A 13,163-nucleotide genomic window follows, 5' to 3' on the forward strand; every position below is an offset into this window, starting at 1 on the left:
CCACGGCCCGGGGGCGGCTCAGAAGCCGTGGCGCCCCAGCGCGCGACGGCGCGAGGTGAAGACGTAGCCCAGCGCGCCCGCCGCGGCGATGCCGCCACCGATCGCCAGGGGCGTGGTGTAGTCGCCGCCGGCCGCGCCGCCGAAGCCGGCGGCGGCACCGCCGCTCGGGGTGGCGGTGTAGGTGAAGGTGCCGGTCTGCACCCGCCCGTCGGCGCAGTTGACGTTGATCTGGTAGACGCGGCCGGGCTGGAGGCCGGTGCTCCGGATCCGCCCGGTGCCGACCCAGTGGCCGTCGGTGCGCTGGAGGGTGATCGGCTCCCGGAGGGCGACGGAGGTGGCTCCACCGCTCGGCTGACAGGTGGCCTTCACCGTCACCTGCGTGCCCGCGCCGCCGGAGGCCGGCGAGACGAACAGCTTGCCGTGGGTCTCACCGCCGCTCCGCTTGCCGTCGTCGAGCAGCTCGTCGGCCGTCGCGGTGCCGGCGGGGCCGAGGGCGAACAGGAGGGCCGCGGCGCCGGCCGCGATCCGCCCGGTGCGTGTGCGTTGGGCGGGCATGGTTCCCCGGGTGGGGCGCGTGCGGTGCATGGGACGTATGACCTCCGGGTCGTCGTTCGTCACGCCGGGGGCATGACGGGCTTTCAGTGCCATGCGACCAGCGCCCCCGCGAACCCGCACCCGGAAGGCGTCCCGCCGGGTGGTGCCGCTGAGCCGTACGGGTTGTCCGTCCCCGGGGCCCACCCGTCCGCCGGGTTCCCCTGACGCCGCGTCGGGAGCCGGCCGGTCGCCCCCGGGGCGGTCGCTCCCGGGCGCCGGGGCCCGGTCGGGGGCGTTCGCGCCGGCATGGGGAGGGACGTCGAAACCCTCCTGTGGCGCGGGTACTTCGGGCGGTGAGCCGGTCGGCGGTCCCCGGCCGCGCCCCACGTCCGGGGGCCGGGGCGGGCGGCCGGTCGGGCGCACCCGGCCCGCGCCCGCCGGTCGCGTTCCGCCGACCGGGCACCGGCCCGCCACGGATGGGGCAACCGGGTCGCCGTCCCTCACCCGTGCCGGGTGCTCCGCCCGGTGGGCGCGGACGGGATGTCGAACCCCGGGCCGGGACCCGCCGTCGTGTCCCTCACCGACGGCGGCCCACCGGGCCGGCTGTTCCGGGTCCGCGCCGGAGCGGGGGTGCGCGGACGGGTTCCCCGGGGACGGCCCGGTCCGGCGCCCCGGTGTCCCCGACCGACCCCCCCCCGACGCGCCGGTGCCCCGGAACCCGTCGGGTTCCGGGGCACCGGACCGGGCCCGCCCGTTCAGGCGGTTCGACCGGTCACTTCAACTCCAGGTCCCGGCGCCGGAGTCCGAGCAGCCCCAGCCACAGCAGACCGGCCGCCAGGGCGGTGAGCACCAGCACCGGCGTCCACGCCATCTCCTGCGCGGGCAGGCGCGGCACGTGGGTGAAGGGGCTGAGGTTGATCAGCCACTGCGGGAAGTCCAGCAGACCGCCGAGGTACCCCAGCACGAACGCCCCGACGGGCATCGCCCAGGCCACGACGGAGGCCCTCGGCGCCCAGCCGATCAGGAGGGCCGCCACCCCGACCGTCATCCACAGGGCCGGCCCGTACGCCAGCGAGGCGCCGAGCACCGACCCCACCAGGCCGCCGTCACCGAGGGCGAGGGCACCCGTGACGCCCAGCACCAGACCACCGGCGGCCAGTGCCGCCGCGCTGCCCAGCAGCGCGACCGCCAGGTGCCCGGCGGCCCAGCGAACCCGGGAGAGACCGGTGGCCAGCAGGGACTCGGCCCGCCCCCCGGTCTCCTCCGCCCGCACCCGCAGCGAGGCGAGCACCGCGTACACCGCCGCCACCGTGGAGAGCGGGATCAGCACCATGGAGACGAAGCTCTCCGCGAGCGTCGCACCGCCGAGCTGGGCCAGGGACTCCTGGATGACGTCGACGTCGCCGAGCATCCCCTCCACCTCGCCGATCACCGACCCGTACATCGCCCCCAGCAGGGCGACGCCGATGGCGAAGCCGATCAACAGACCGCGTTGCAGGCGCAGCGCCATCCCGAAGGGGTGGGCGAGGGCGCCCGAGGCCCGGGGCCGACCGCCCCGGGCGGCCCACAGGCCGGCGCCCACGTCCCGGTGGGTGCTCAGCACGTAGCCGAGGGCGGCCAGGCCACCGGCCAGGACGAGGCACAGCAGCAGCGGCCACCACCGGTCGTCCACGAAGACGAAGGTGCGCTGCGCCCAGCCGATCGGGGAGAGCCAGGACAGCCACACACCGCCGCCCGCGCCGCCCTCGGCGAGGTCACCGGTGGCGTCACCGGCCGCCCGCAGCGCGTAGGCGGCGCCCACGGCGGCCAGCGCCATGCCGGAGGCGGCCCGGGTGTGCGCGGTCAGCTGCACGGTGACGGCCGCCGCGCCCGCGAAGACCAGGGCGACGGCGGTGTGCGCCAGCCCGTACATCAGGGCGCCGGAGGTGGTGGTTCCCTCGATGTCCAGACCGATGAGGGAGAGCGCCAGCAGCAGGCCGATGAGGAGGGAGGAGACGGCGGCGGCGGCGAGCGCGGCGGTGAGCTGGGCGTGCCGGCCCAGCACACCGGCGCGCAGCAGCTCCGAGCGGCCGGTCTCCTCCTCGTTGCGCGAGTGCCGGGTCACCGTCAGCACGGCCATCAGCGCGATGAGCACGCCGGAGAAGCCGATCATCTGGTGGGCGAGCATCGAGGCGTAGGTGTAGTCGGTGAGGTACTCGGCGGGGCCCGTGAGGGCCAGTCCGGCCGGTCCGGCGGTCGACTCGATCAGCGACTGCCGGGCCGCCTCGTCGGGGTAGGCGCCCTCGAAGGAGGCGGCGCTCATCACCGTGCCGAGCACCAGGCCGAGTGCCCACACCACCATCCGGACCCGGTCGCGGCGCAGGGCGAAGCGGAGCAGGATGCCGGTGCCGGCGAGCGTCGCGGCCAGGGAGTCGCCGTGTGTCGGCGCGGGCTCCGTGGCCGGTGCGGGGCGGGTGGCGGTCACCGACCGGCCCCGTTCCCGCTCGCGGTGTCGGCGGCCCCGGCCCCCACGGAGGTGGCGTCCGGCTCGGCCGGCGGGTGGGTGCCGTAGTGGCGGAGCATCAGCTCCTCCAGCGTCGGCGGGTGGCTGACCAGGGATCGCACGCCGAGGTCGGCGAGCCTGCGCACGGTCTCCTCCAGGTGCTCGCCGTCCACGGCGAAGCGCACCCGGTCGTTCTCGAAGCGCAGGTCGTGCACGCCGGGCAACCGTCCGAGTCCCTCGACGGACTCGGTGGGGGCGGCGGTCTCGGCCTCGATGGTGGTGCGGGTGAGGTGACGCAGTTCGCTCAGGGTGCCGGACTGCACGACCTTCCCCAGCCGGATGATGCTCACCCGGTCGCACAGCTTCTCCACCTGGGCGAGGATGTGGCTGGAGAGCAGGACGGTGACGCCGTCGGCCCTGGCCCGGGCGATCTCCTCCTGGAAGACGACCTCCATCAGCGGGTCGAGACCGGCGGTCGGCTCGTCCAGCAGGAGCAGGTCCACCCGGGAGGACAGGGCGGCGATCAGGGCCACCTTCTGGCGGTTGCCCTTGGAGTAGGAGCGGCCCTTCTTGGTGGGGTCGAGGTCGAAGCGCTCGGTGAGTTCGGCCCGGCGCTTCTCGTCGATGCCGCCGCGCAGCCGGGCGAGGAGGTCGATGGCCTCGCCGCCGGTCAGGTTGGGCCACAGCTCGACGTCGCCGGGCACGTAGGCGAGCCGGCGATGAAGGGAGACGGCATCCTGCCAGGGATCACCACCCAGGACCCGTGTGCTGCCGGAGTCGGCGCGCAACAGGCCCAGCAGGACCCGGATGGTGGTGGACTTCCCGGCGCCGTTGGGCCCGAGGAAGCCGTGCACCTCCCCGGTGCGGACGGTCAGGTCGAGCCCGTCCAGGGCGCGGGTGTGGCCGAAGGTCTTGACCAGACCCGAGATGGCGATGGCATCGGTTGCCTCTGTCATGGTTTCGAGTCTACGGTTATTTCATAAATCCGTGAAGTCTCAAAACGTGTGAGGACGTTGGAGGCGGGTGTGGAGAGGCCCGCGCCGATCGTCCCGACGCGGGCCCGGCGTGCCGGGGGGCGGGGTCAGCGGCGGGTGAGGTGGGTGAAGGCCCGCCAGGCGTCGCGGGGGATGACGAGGACGGGACCGTCGGTGTGCTTGCTGTCGCGGACCGGCACCACGCCGGGGACACCGTCCGCGACTTCGAGGCAGTCGCTGTTGTCCACACCGCTGTAACTCGACTTGCGCCACGTGTGAGGCTCAGGCTGCATTTTCGCACTCCTCCAGATATCGCTGAATCACTGTGAGGGAATCGGCTGGTGTCAGGGCATCCACTTTTGCCGTATCGAGGGTTTCCAGTAGCTCGCTCACCCGGCTCGGCGAATCGGTTGGGTCGCCCGACTTGAAGGACTCGACCGTTGCTACCGTGGATCCGTCATGCAGCGATAGCACGGTGAGGCTACCCCCTTGCATGGCGTGAATACCGCGTGCCACCGGGAGGATCTGGATCGTCACGTGCGAATGGGCGGCGATGTCCAGCAGGAAGCGAAACTGCTTACACATTGCCGTGTTTGTCGCAAGTCTTCGCATCAGTGCGCATTCGTCCATGACGACCCGGTACAGGGGTGGGTCCTCCCGGTCGAAGATCTTCTTTCGGGCCATGCGGGCCTCGACGCGCGCCGCGATGCTCTCGGGTGATTCCCGGGGCAATCCCTTCGACAGCAGTTCCCGTGCGTACTCCTCGGTTTGGAGCAGGCCGGGAATGACGCTGCTGGTGAATGCCTGGATGCGAACGGCGTCGTTCTCGCGCTGCACGATCATCCGCCCGTAATCGGCGACCAGTTCGCTCTGTGCGGTGGCCAGGAGGGACGTGAAGGGAAGTGGTGGGGCGAAGAGTTCGTCCAGTGCCCGCGCCATGTCCTCGGACGGCAGGCGCCTTCCCCGTTCCACGTCCGCGATGTGTGACGGTGCGTATCGGATGCGCGCGGACAGGGCGCGTTGGGAGAGGTCCAGGGTCCTTCTCAGGTTTTTGAGTTGTTGGGGGATGAGGCCGGCGGTGGTGGGTGGGGAGTCGTCATGGCGTGCGTCCATCGAATGCCCGTTCCCTCCCGGTGCTCGCGGTTCTTTTTGCGAGCACCGTAGTGCACATTCGCCGGGCGCGTCTCACGCATTGTTGATGCATGACTACCGAGCGAATGGCCGGTTCGCCCCGGCCGGACCCACCCCTGCCCCGGCGGCGGCGCCCGACGGAGGCCGAGGTGCGGGCGATGTTGGAGCGTGCGCGGTTGCCCCTGCCCGGGATCGACGAGACGGCCATGGCGGCCTCACTCGAACGCCTGCGCCGAGCATGTGCCGTCCGGTGGGCGGAGGTTGACACCGGCGCGCCCGTGTCGGAAGCGCCCGTTTCGACGTTGTCCCGGTGCGAGGGGGCGGTGCGCGGAACGGACGGTTCGAACGGCCCGGAGGGGTCGGAGGAGAACGGCCGGGAACGGTGATGTGTCCGTTCCCGCACCCCCGAAAGACGGGGTATTCGAACCCGTGGCGCATTTCTCCGTGTCACGGCGGTAAAAAGCCCGGGCGACTGTCGCCACAGTCCCCGGGCACGGCCGATCCGCTTTTCATGAATGGACTCGACGTGCTCCACCGTAACCGGTCCCACCGTCGGAAACGGCATGCCGTCCGCAGGTGGTGGGATCGCCTCGTGGGGGCGGGTACCGGCAGGCGCCGCAGGGGCGGGGCCCGCGTTGCCGCGCCGTCCGCCGACCCCGTCGCCACTCCCGTCACCGGCGCCGTGCGGCCGGCGCCGTCCGACCCGCCGCGACCGCCGCACCCGACACCTCCCGCCCGGGCCCTCGTGCCGGGACCCCGCCGTTCCCCGGGGAACGCCGTGCCACCGGACGCCGCCCACCGGGCACCCCTCTCCCAACTCCTCACCGCCCGCCTCGGCGCCGGGGCGGTGCGGTGGAAGCGGCGCGCCGTCCCGCGCCCGGCCGTCCGGGGCATCGACCGGCCCCCGCCGTCGATCCACGGGGTGCGGCACTCCCGTCGCGTCCGGGTGGCGGTGGTCGTGTGAGCGGCCGGTTCCCCCGGGTTCGCAGGCCGGCGCCCGAGCCGCTTCCGGGCAGTGACCGGCACGTCTGCCACGCCTGCCGCGTCGGTCCGCACGAGGCGTGCACCGGGCGGGAGACCCGGCCCGACCCCGAGGTTCCCGGTGTGGTCCACCTCGGATGTTCCTGTCCGACGTGCGGGCCGGAGTCCCCGGCCCCGGAGGCGCGCGGGTCGGGAGAGGGCGGCGGGAGCCCGTGATCACGGAGGGGGAGGAGTGGCGCACCCGGTCCTCCTGTCGCCCGGGGGCGGAGTTCGCGGTGCTTCCCGCGCGGCGGGTGAGTCCGGCCACCGGCGCCGTGCCGGAAGTGATCCGGGACCTCGATGCCCGCCTCGGCGCCCGGGCCGGCGTGGGAGCCGAGTCGATGGCCGGGGAGGCGCGGGCTCCGGAGGTGGGGGAAGCCCGACCCGTGGAGTGGGGCGTCACCCCGGGAGGGGCCGGTGACCGGGGAGAACGTGCCCTCCCCGGTCACCGGCCCCCGCTCGTTTCCCCGTGGTCGGTGCGGTTCCGCACCGTATCCGGGCCGGTTGCCGCCGGGGAGCTTCGGACCTACGGTTGTTTCATGAATTCGTGAATACTCTGAAGATGGCGATCGGGCCGGCAGGATGCGAACAGGACCGCGCGCCGTCCGTCGATCGGCTGACGGCGCGCGTCACGGACGCGATCACGGAGAGGACGGCACGTGCAGGAGGAGCGAAGGGTGCCCCGGGCGGAGCCGGGCGCCGACGTCGACACCGACGTCGAGGCGGTACCGGGGGAGACCGGCGGTCCCTGGACGCCGGAGATCGCCGCCTTCGTCGAGCGCTTCGCCGGGGACCTCACCGACGCCGGGATGCAGCGCATGGCGGCCAGGGTCCTCGCCTCCCTCATCGCCGAGGACAGCGGCACCCTCACCTCGGCCGAGATCGCCGAGCGTCTGCGGGTCTCCTCCGGCGCGATCTCCGGAGCCGTCTCCTACCTCTCCCAGGTGCACCTGGTCTCGCGCGAACGCCAGCCCGGCACCCGCCGCGAGCGGTACCGGGTCCACCAGGACGTCTGGCACGACGCGGTCACCAACCGCGATCCCCTGCTCAACCGGTGGATCGGCAGCCTCCGCCAGGGCATCGAGGCCGTGGGGCCGGACTCCCCGGCCGGCCGCCGGCTCACCGAGACCACGGAATTCATGGAGTTCATGCGCCTGGGACTCAGGGATCTCATGCGGCGCTGGCAGGAACGGCAGTCCGCCGCGTCCGCCGAACCGGCCGAGGACACCCGCTGAGGGACCCGTCCCGCCCCAACCCGTTTCGCCCCGGTCAGACCCGTCCGGCCCGGACCGCCGGCAGCGACAGCCGCATGGCTCCCGGCCGGGCCAGCCAGGTGCGCGTGCGTTCCGGGCCCCGGTCGCCGGCGTCGGCGCGGTAGCTGAACCCCGGCCCGGAGACCGTGACCCGCTTCGCCCGGGCCACCACCGCCGGGTCCCCGCTGCCCGGCCGCACCACCACCGCCGCCAGACCGTCCTCGGCCGACAGTGACACCTGCCGCACCGGGCGGTCCACGTCCGCCAGCACCTTCCCGTCCGCCTCCACCCGCAGCCGCTGCGCCGGGGGCGGGGGCACCTCCGGTCGCCGGGCGGGCCGCCACCAGGAGCGCGGCGGCGGGACCGTGCTCGGCGGCGGGGCCGGGATGCCCAGCACCCCCAGCACCAGCTCGCCCGCGTCGTCCTCCAGGGCGTCCACCGGCCGGGTCGGGCCGTGCAGCACCGCCCGCGAGGCGTGCACCGGGTCCGGCGGCACCCCCAGCGACCGGGCCACCGCCACCGTTGGGGCCGGACCCACCGGCACCACCCCCAGCGGGCGCTCGTCCAGCTCGCCGCGCCCGTGCAGCAGCCGCACCGCCCACAGCAGGGCCCGGTCGTCGCCCACGACCACCACCCGGCGGTGTCCCCGGCGGGCCAGTGCCCTGGCCATCGACCCCGGACGGTCCGGCTCCAGCAGGCACACCCGGGCGTCGTCCGCGCCGGCGCAGAGCACGTCACGCGCGATGCGCACCGACTCCCCGTCCACACGTCTGGCGACCGGGTCGATGACGATGAGCACCTCTCCGCCTCCCGGCAGCTGTTCACCCCCGGGGCACCGGTCCCGTAAACTCTCGGTGCAAGAGCCCCTGTCGCGATTGCGCCAGGGGTTTCGTCGATCCGGGGCAGTCTGCATGTGAGATGCCCCGCCCGGAAGGGGTGTACGCCTGTGCCCGCACTTGTGCTGCTCGGCGCTCAGTGGGGTGACGAGGGCAAGGGCAAGGCCACCGACCTGCTCGGTGGTTCCGTCGACTACGTCGTCCGTTACCAGGGCGGCAACAACGCCGGCCACACGGTGGTCGTCGGCGACGAGAAATACGCCCTCCACCTGCTTCCCTCCGGGATCCTCTCCCCGAACTGCACCCCCGTCATCGGCGGCGGCGTGGTCGTGGACCCCGAGGTGCTGCTCACCGAGCTGGCCGGTCTGGAACAGCGCGGCATCGACACCGGCAAGCTGCTGATCAGCGGAAACGCCCACCTGATCACCCCGTACCACACCACCGTGGACAAGATCAGCGAGCGGTTCCTCGGCAAGCGGAAGATCGGCACCACCGGGCGCGGCATCGGCCCGACCTACGCCGACAAGATCAACCGGGTCGGCATCCGCGTGCAGGACCTCTTCGACGAGTCGATCCTGCGGCAGAAGGTCGAGGCGGCCCTCGACTTCAAGAACCAGGTCCTCGCCAAGCTCTACAACCGGCGGGCCATCTCCGTGGACGCGGTGATGGAGGAGCTGCTGCGGCACGCCGAGCGGCTGGAGCCGTACGTCGCGGACACCACCCTGATCCTCAACCGGGCCATCGACGAGGGCCGCGTCGTCCTCTTCGAGGGCGGGCAGGGCACCCTGCTGGACGTGGACCACGGCACGTATCCGTTCGTGACCTCCTCCAACCCGACCGCCGGCGGCGCCTGCACCGGCGCCGGCGTCGGCCCCACCCGCATCGACCGGGTGATCGGCATCCTCAAGGCGTACACCACCCGGGTGGGCGCCGGGCCGTTCCCCACCGAGCTGCTGGACGAGGACGGCGAGGCGCTGCGCCGGATCGGCGGCGAGTTCGGCGTCACCACCGGACGCGACCGGCGCTGCGGCTGGTTCGACGCGGTCATCGCCCGCTACGCCACCCGGGTCAACGGCCTGACCGACTTCTTCCTCACCAAGCTGGACGTGCTCACCGGCTGGGAGCGCATCCCGGTGTGCGTGGCGTACGAGATCGACGGCCGCCGGGTCGACGAGATGCCGTACAGCCAGACCGACTTCCACCACGCCAAGCCGATCTACGAGTACCTGCCGGGGTGGAGCGAGCCCATCACGGGGGCGAAGACCCTGGAGGACCTGCCGGCCAACGCCCGCGCCTACGTCAAGGCGCTGGAGGAGATGTCGGGGGCGCCGATCTCCGCCATCGGCGTCGGCCCGGGACGCGAGGAGACCATCCAGCTGCGCTCCTTCCTGTGAGCGGCCGACCCGGCCGAGCCGCCGGGCGGCCGGGCGGAGCGCCGGGAACACGGCGGCGGGGCGGGGACCGGATGGTCCCCGCCCCGCCGCGTTCGTCCGTGCGCCCGCCGCTTCCGGCGCCGGTGCTCAGTTGCCGGCGCGGGTGAACTCCCACTCCTCGCCCGGGCCCCGGAGCACGTTCAGGGTGAGCCGGTCCCCGTCCGGCTCGCCCACCTCGAAGGCGGGGAACTGTCCGTCGGGGCAGTAACCGGCCGGGTGGGCGGAGACGTTCAGGCTCGGGCCGAACATCAGCTCGTTCTTCTCCGGGTCGAGGGAGAACAGGGTGTGCTTCCAGGTGCACTCGACGAGGGTCTCCCCGTCCGCCGCGTAGTCCAGGAGGGCCGAGGCCTCGCCGGGCAGGCCCTCCTCGAAGCTCAGGAAGTAGGAGCGGTCCCATTCGTCCTCGTACTCCCACATGCTGAGCAGCGACTCGGGCAGCGCGTTGTCGGGATCCTCCGCGCTTCCGGCGGCGACCGGGGTCAACTGCGCGGAAAGGCCCCGGTCGGTGTCCTCCCACAGCAGGGTCTCCTGCCCGGCCTCCATGATCAGGTGCTCCCGGTTGGAGGGGCAGGACCCGGGGTCGGGGACGACCCGCTCGCCGTCGTGGTCCACCGTCAGCGTCGTGCCGTCGGACTCCGCCAGCCAGCCGGTGCCCTGGCAGTACACGGTGGGGGAGACCACCATGGAGTACACCGCCGGCTGGTCGAGCCCGGACGGCGTGATGTCCAGACGCAGCCGGCGGTCGGTGGTCTCGCCGTCGGCGTCCACGATCCGGCCCTCCCAGGCCCCGATGAACAGCTCGTCGATGACGTTCTCGTATTCGTCCTCACCGTCCTCGCCGGTGTCGCCGTCCTCACCGGTGTCGACCGAGGTCTCCTCCCCGTCGGTTCCACCGCTCCCCTCCCCCTCATCGGGGGCGTCGCCACCGGCGGCTCCGCCGGAGCCCCGGTCGGTGCCGGTGGAGTCCGAGCCCAGGAGGCGGGCGGTCAGCGCGCCGCCGGCGACCACCAGGACGACGGCGAGCGCGATGGACAGCACCCGGCGCCGTCGGGCCGCCTCACCGGTCGGACCGGTCGCGCCGCCGGGGGGCGTGCCGTACCCGCCGGGGCCGACGGTCGGGGCGCCGTACCCGCCCGGTGGCGTGCCCGGTCCGGCGGCGAACCCGGCGGGCGGGCCGAAGAACCCGGCGGGGGAGTAGGGCCCGGCGGCCGGGGATCCGCCCGGCGGGGTGCCGGCGCCGACCGGGTGCGACCCGGCCGTCCCCGGCTCGTCGGGGTCCTCGCTGTCCAGCAGACGCACCGCCCGCTGCCCGAGCGAGGCCACCAGCGCGCCCGGCAGCCAGGGCTCGCCGTCGCGCACCGGCGCCGCGCCGCCCGCCGCGCCGCCGCCCGCCGGGTCATCGGGCGGGGCGATACCGGCCGCCGCCGTGCGCTCCAACAGCCGTTCCACATCGGGCCGGTCGGCCGGGTCGGGCGCCAGGCACGCCTCGACCAGTTCCCGCACGCCCTCCGGCACCCCGTCCAGGTCCTTCTCGTCCTGCACGATGCGCAGCATCAGGGCGTGCACGGCGCTGTTGCCCGAGCCGAAGGGGCCGCGCCCGGTGGCCGCGAAGGTGAGCACCGAGCCCAGGCAGAAGATGTCCGAGGCGGCGGTCAGCGGCTCGTCCCGGCACTGCTCGGGGGACATGAAGCCGGGCGAGCCGATCACCGCGCCGGTCGCGGTCAGGCCGGTCGTGGCGCCCTCCAGGGCGCGGGCGATGCCGAAGTCGATGACCCGGGGGCCGTCCAGGGTGAGCAGCACGTTGGAGGGCTTGAGGTCGCGGTGGATCAGTCCGGCGGCGTGGATGTCGCGCAGGGCCCGGGCCAGGCCGTCGGCCAGCGCCAGCACCGTGCGCTCCGGCAGCGGCCCGTACTCGGCGGCCACCACCTCCTGCAACGAGGGGCCCACCAGGTAGCCGGTGGCGACCCAGGGCACCTCGGCCTCGGTGTCGGCGTCCAGGACGGGGGCGGTCCAGCGCCCGCCGACCCGGCGGGCCGCCGCCACCTCCTGCCGGAACCGGCTCCGGAAATCGGCCTGCCGCGCCAGCTCGGCGTGCACCAGCTTCACGGCGACCGTGCGACCCCGGTCGGAGCGCGCCAGGTAGACGCTGCCCATGCCGCCGGCCCCCAGGCGACCGAGGAGCCGGTACGGCCCCACCCGCCGGGGGTCCCCCTGCTCCAACGGCTTCATCGCGCTCTCATTTCCGGGTCCCCCTCGTTGTCGCGTGGGCCCGAGCATAAGCCCGGGGTTTCGGGCGTCGATATCCGCGATCGCACCCGGGTACCCTGGCGCCGGGGCGCGTCCGTCCCATCCCGTCGGCCGCCGTGCGGGGGCGCGGGGTCAGTCGGCGCGGTCCATCGTGTAGGGCTCGTCGGGCGCGTTGGACCAGACGATCTCGATCTCGTCGGGCTCGTCCGGGTCCATCACGATCTCGTAGGAGGGGAAGCCGGGGCAGTCCTCCGAGTCGCCCTCCAGCACCTCGTCCGGGCCCAGCACCAGCCGCAGCAGACCGGTCGTCGAGGTGGTGTGCACCAGGTGGTTGGCGTAGCGGCAGACCGACCCGCCGTCCTCGTCGGCCGCCTCGGTGCGCCAGTCGGTGACCCGCTCGCCCGCCGCGCCCCGGGAAATCACCAGGGTCTCGGTGAAGCCGTCGTCGTCGGTCTCCCAGGTGCCCAGCAGCTCCTGCGGCACGACCTCGGCCCCGGCGTCGCCGGTGCGGGTCATCCGGTACTCGGCCTCCCCGGCCACCCACACCAGGGAGCCGTCCGCCTCGCGCCGCAGCCGCTCCCGCCCGCCGTCGTCGTCGAGGCAACTGGCGTCCGGGACGCTCCACTCGGCCCGCTGCTCGATGAGCAGACCGTTTCCGTCAGCCTCGCGCAGCACCACCTCGCGGGCGCACAGCACGTCGGGGGAGAGCAGCAGGGAACGGCCGATGACCTCGCCGGGCGCGCCCTGTTCCAGGGTGAACTGGACCGCGCCGACGAACCCGCCGGGCTCGGCCCCGGTATCGCGTCCGGTGTACTCGTCCAGCGCCCGGTCGTCGCCCTCGCGCACCTCGACCTGCCAGGCGCCGAGGTAGGAGTCGGGCACCGTGCCGGAGTCCCGGTTGACCCACCAGCTGCCGAGGGCGACGCCGGCGCCGGCGAGCACCACACCGGCCATCGCCGCGGCGAGGACCACGCGGCGCCGCTTCCCGTCGGTGCCGGTCGTCCCCGCGGTGGTGCCCCCGGTCGCGCCTCCGGGCGGCAGCGGCGGGCCGAACCCGCCCCCGGCGTGCTGCGGGTAGCCGTACCCGCCCGCCGGTTGCGCGGGGCCGGGGTAGCCGTAGCCGGCCGCCAGGCGCGGGTCGTGCGGTGCGGCGCCGGGCGGCCGGGTACCGGGGGCCGCGAACGGGTTGCCCGCGGCGGGATGCCCCGGGGCCGGGGTGCCGCCGGGCGGGGGCGCGGCCGGCAGGGCGTTCG

Annotated in this window: 10 protein-coding genes and 1 pseudogene; 3 read left to right on the forward strand and 8 right to left on the reverse strand. The window is 74.1% G+C overall.

What is annotated here, in order from left to right:
• Nucleotides 1-18: 18 nt before the first annotated feature.
• The 5 genes from FOE67_RS05075 to FOE67_RS05095 form a co-directional block, all read right to left on the reverse strand.
• Nucleotides 19-585, reverse strand: coding sequence for a hypothetical protein (locus FOE67_RS05075; RefSeq protein ID WP_182660855.1), 567 nt, complete (start codon nt 583-585; stop codon nt 19-21).
• A gap of 721 nt (nt 586-1,306) precedes the next feature.
• Nucleotides 1,307-2,998, reverse strand: coding sequence for an ABC transporter permease (locus tag FOE67_RS05080; protein ID WP_182660857.1), 1,692 nt, complete (start codon nt 2,996-2,998; stop codon nt 1,307-1,309).
• Nucleotides 2,995-3,972, reverse strand: a complete 978-nt coding sequence (locus FOE67_RS05085; protein ID WP_182660859.1) for an ABC transporter ATP-binding protein — start codon at nt 3,970-3,972, stop codon at nt 2,995-2,997. Before FOE67_RS05085 ends, FOE67_RS05080 begins: the two co-directional genes overlap by 4 nt.
• A gap of 125 nt (nt 3,973-4,097) precedes the next feature.
• Nucleotides 4,098-4,283 (reverse strand): DUF397 domain-containing protein, encoded by a 186-nt coding sequence (locus FOE67_RS05090; RefSeq protein WP_182660861.1) that lies wholly within the window; start codon nt 4,281-4,283, stop codon nt 4,098-4,100.
• On the reverse strand, nt 4,273-5,103 hold the full coding sequence (locus FOE67_RS05095; RefSeq protein ID WP_182660863.1) for a helix-turn-helix domain-containing protein: 831 nt from the start codon (nt 5,101-5,103) through the stop codon (nt 4,273-4,275). Before FOE67_RS05095 ends, FOE67_RS05090 begins: the two co-directional genes overlap by 11 nt.
• A gap of 796 nt (nt 5,104-5,899) precedes the next feature.
• Between FOE67_RS05095 and FOE67_RS05100 the strand changes: the two genes are divergently transcribed.
• Both FOE67_RS05100 and FOE67_RS05105 read left to right on the forward strand, forming a co-directional pair.
• A complete protein-coding gene (locus tag FOE67_RS05100) occupies nt 5,900-6,085 on the forward strand; it encodes a hypothetical protein (RefSeq protein ID WP_182660865.1) in 186 nt (61 codons plus the stop codon).
• Between the two features lie 715 nt (nt 6,086-6,800).
• Nucleotides 6,801-7,376: a GbsR/MarR family transcriptional regulator gene (locus tag FOE67_RS05105; RefSeq protein ID WP_323384255.1), complete on the forward strand. Its 576-nt coding sequence runs from the start codon at nt 6,801-6,803 to the stop codon at nt 7,374-7,376.
• A 34-nt stretch (nt 7,377-7,410) separates the two neighbouring features.
• Here the strand turns inward: FOE67_RS05105 and FOE67_RS05110 are convergent, their stop codons facing one another.
• A complete protein-coding gene (locus FOE67_RS05110) occupies nt 7,411-8,193 on the reverse strand; it encodes a diacylglycerol kinase family protein (RefSeq protein WP_323384257.1) in 783 nt (260 codons plus the stop codon).
• Nucleotides 8,194-8,340: 147 nt separating this feature from the next.
• Between FOE67_RS05110 and FOE67_RS05115 the strand changes: the two genes are divergently transcribed.
• On the forward strand, nt 8,341-9,624 hold the full coding sequence (locus FOE67_RS05115) for an adenylosuccinate synthase (RefSeq protein WP_182660869.1): 1,284 nt from the start codon (nt 8,341-8,343) through the stop codon (nt 9,622-9,624).
• Nucleotides 9,625-9,750: 126 nt separating this feature from the next.
• On the opposite strand, the gene FOE67_RS30750 is transcribed toward FOE67_RS05115, so the two are convergent.
• Nucleotides 9,751-11,892 carry a serine/threonine-protein kinase gene (locus FOE67_RS30750; RefSeq protein WP_182660871.1) on the reverse strand — a complete coding sequence of 714 codons (2,142 nt, stop codon included), beginning with the start codon at nt 11,890-11,892 and terminating at the stop codon, nt 9,751-9,753.
• A 150-nt stretch (nt 11,893-12,042) separates the two neighbouring features.
• Nucleotides 12,043-13,163: pseudogene (locus tag FOE67_RS05125) on the reverse strand (hypothetical protein); the annotation flags it as partial.

The sequence above is a fragment of the Streptomyces calidiresistens genome, assembly GCF_014141525.1.
Lineage (GTDB): Bacteria > Actinomycetota > Actinomycetes > Streptomycetales > Streptomycetaceae > Streptomyces > Streptomyces calidiresistens.

What these genes read in the sequence shown, in the direction of transcription:
- FOE67_RS30750 (WP_182660871.1), bottom strand. Translation starts at nt 11,892, where the DNA reads ATGAAGCCGTTGGAGCAGGGGGACCCCCGGCGGGTGGGGCCGTACCGG.
- FOE67_RS05090 (WP_182660861.1), bottom strand. Translation starts at nt 4,283, where the DNA reads ATGCAGCCTGAGCCTCACACGTGGCGCAAGTCGAGTTACAGCGGTGTG.
- FOE67_RS05085 (WP_182660859.1), bottom strand. Translation starts at nt 3,972, where the DNA reads ATGACAGAGGCAACCGATGCCATCGCCATCTCGGGTCTGGTCAAGACC.
- FOE67_RS05075 (WP_182660855.1), bottom strand. Translation starts at nt 585, where the DNA reads ATGCACCGCACGCGCCCCACCCGGGGAACCATGCCCGCCCAACGCACA.
- FOE67_RS05095 (WP_182660863.1), bottom strand. Translation starts at nt 5,103, where the DNA reads ATGGACGCACGCCATGACGACTCCCCACCCACCACCGCCGGCCTCATC.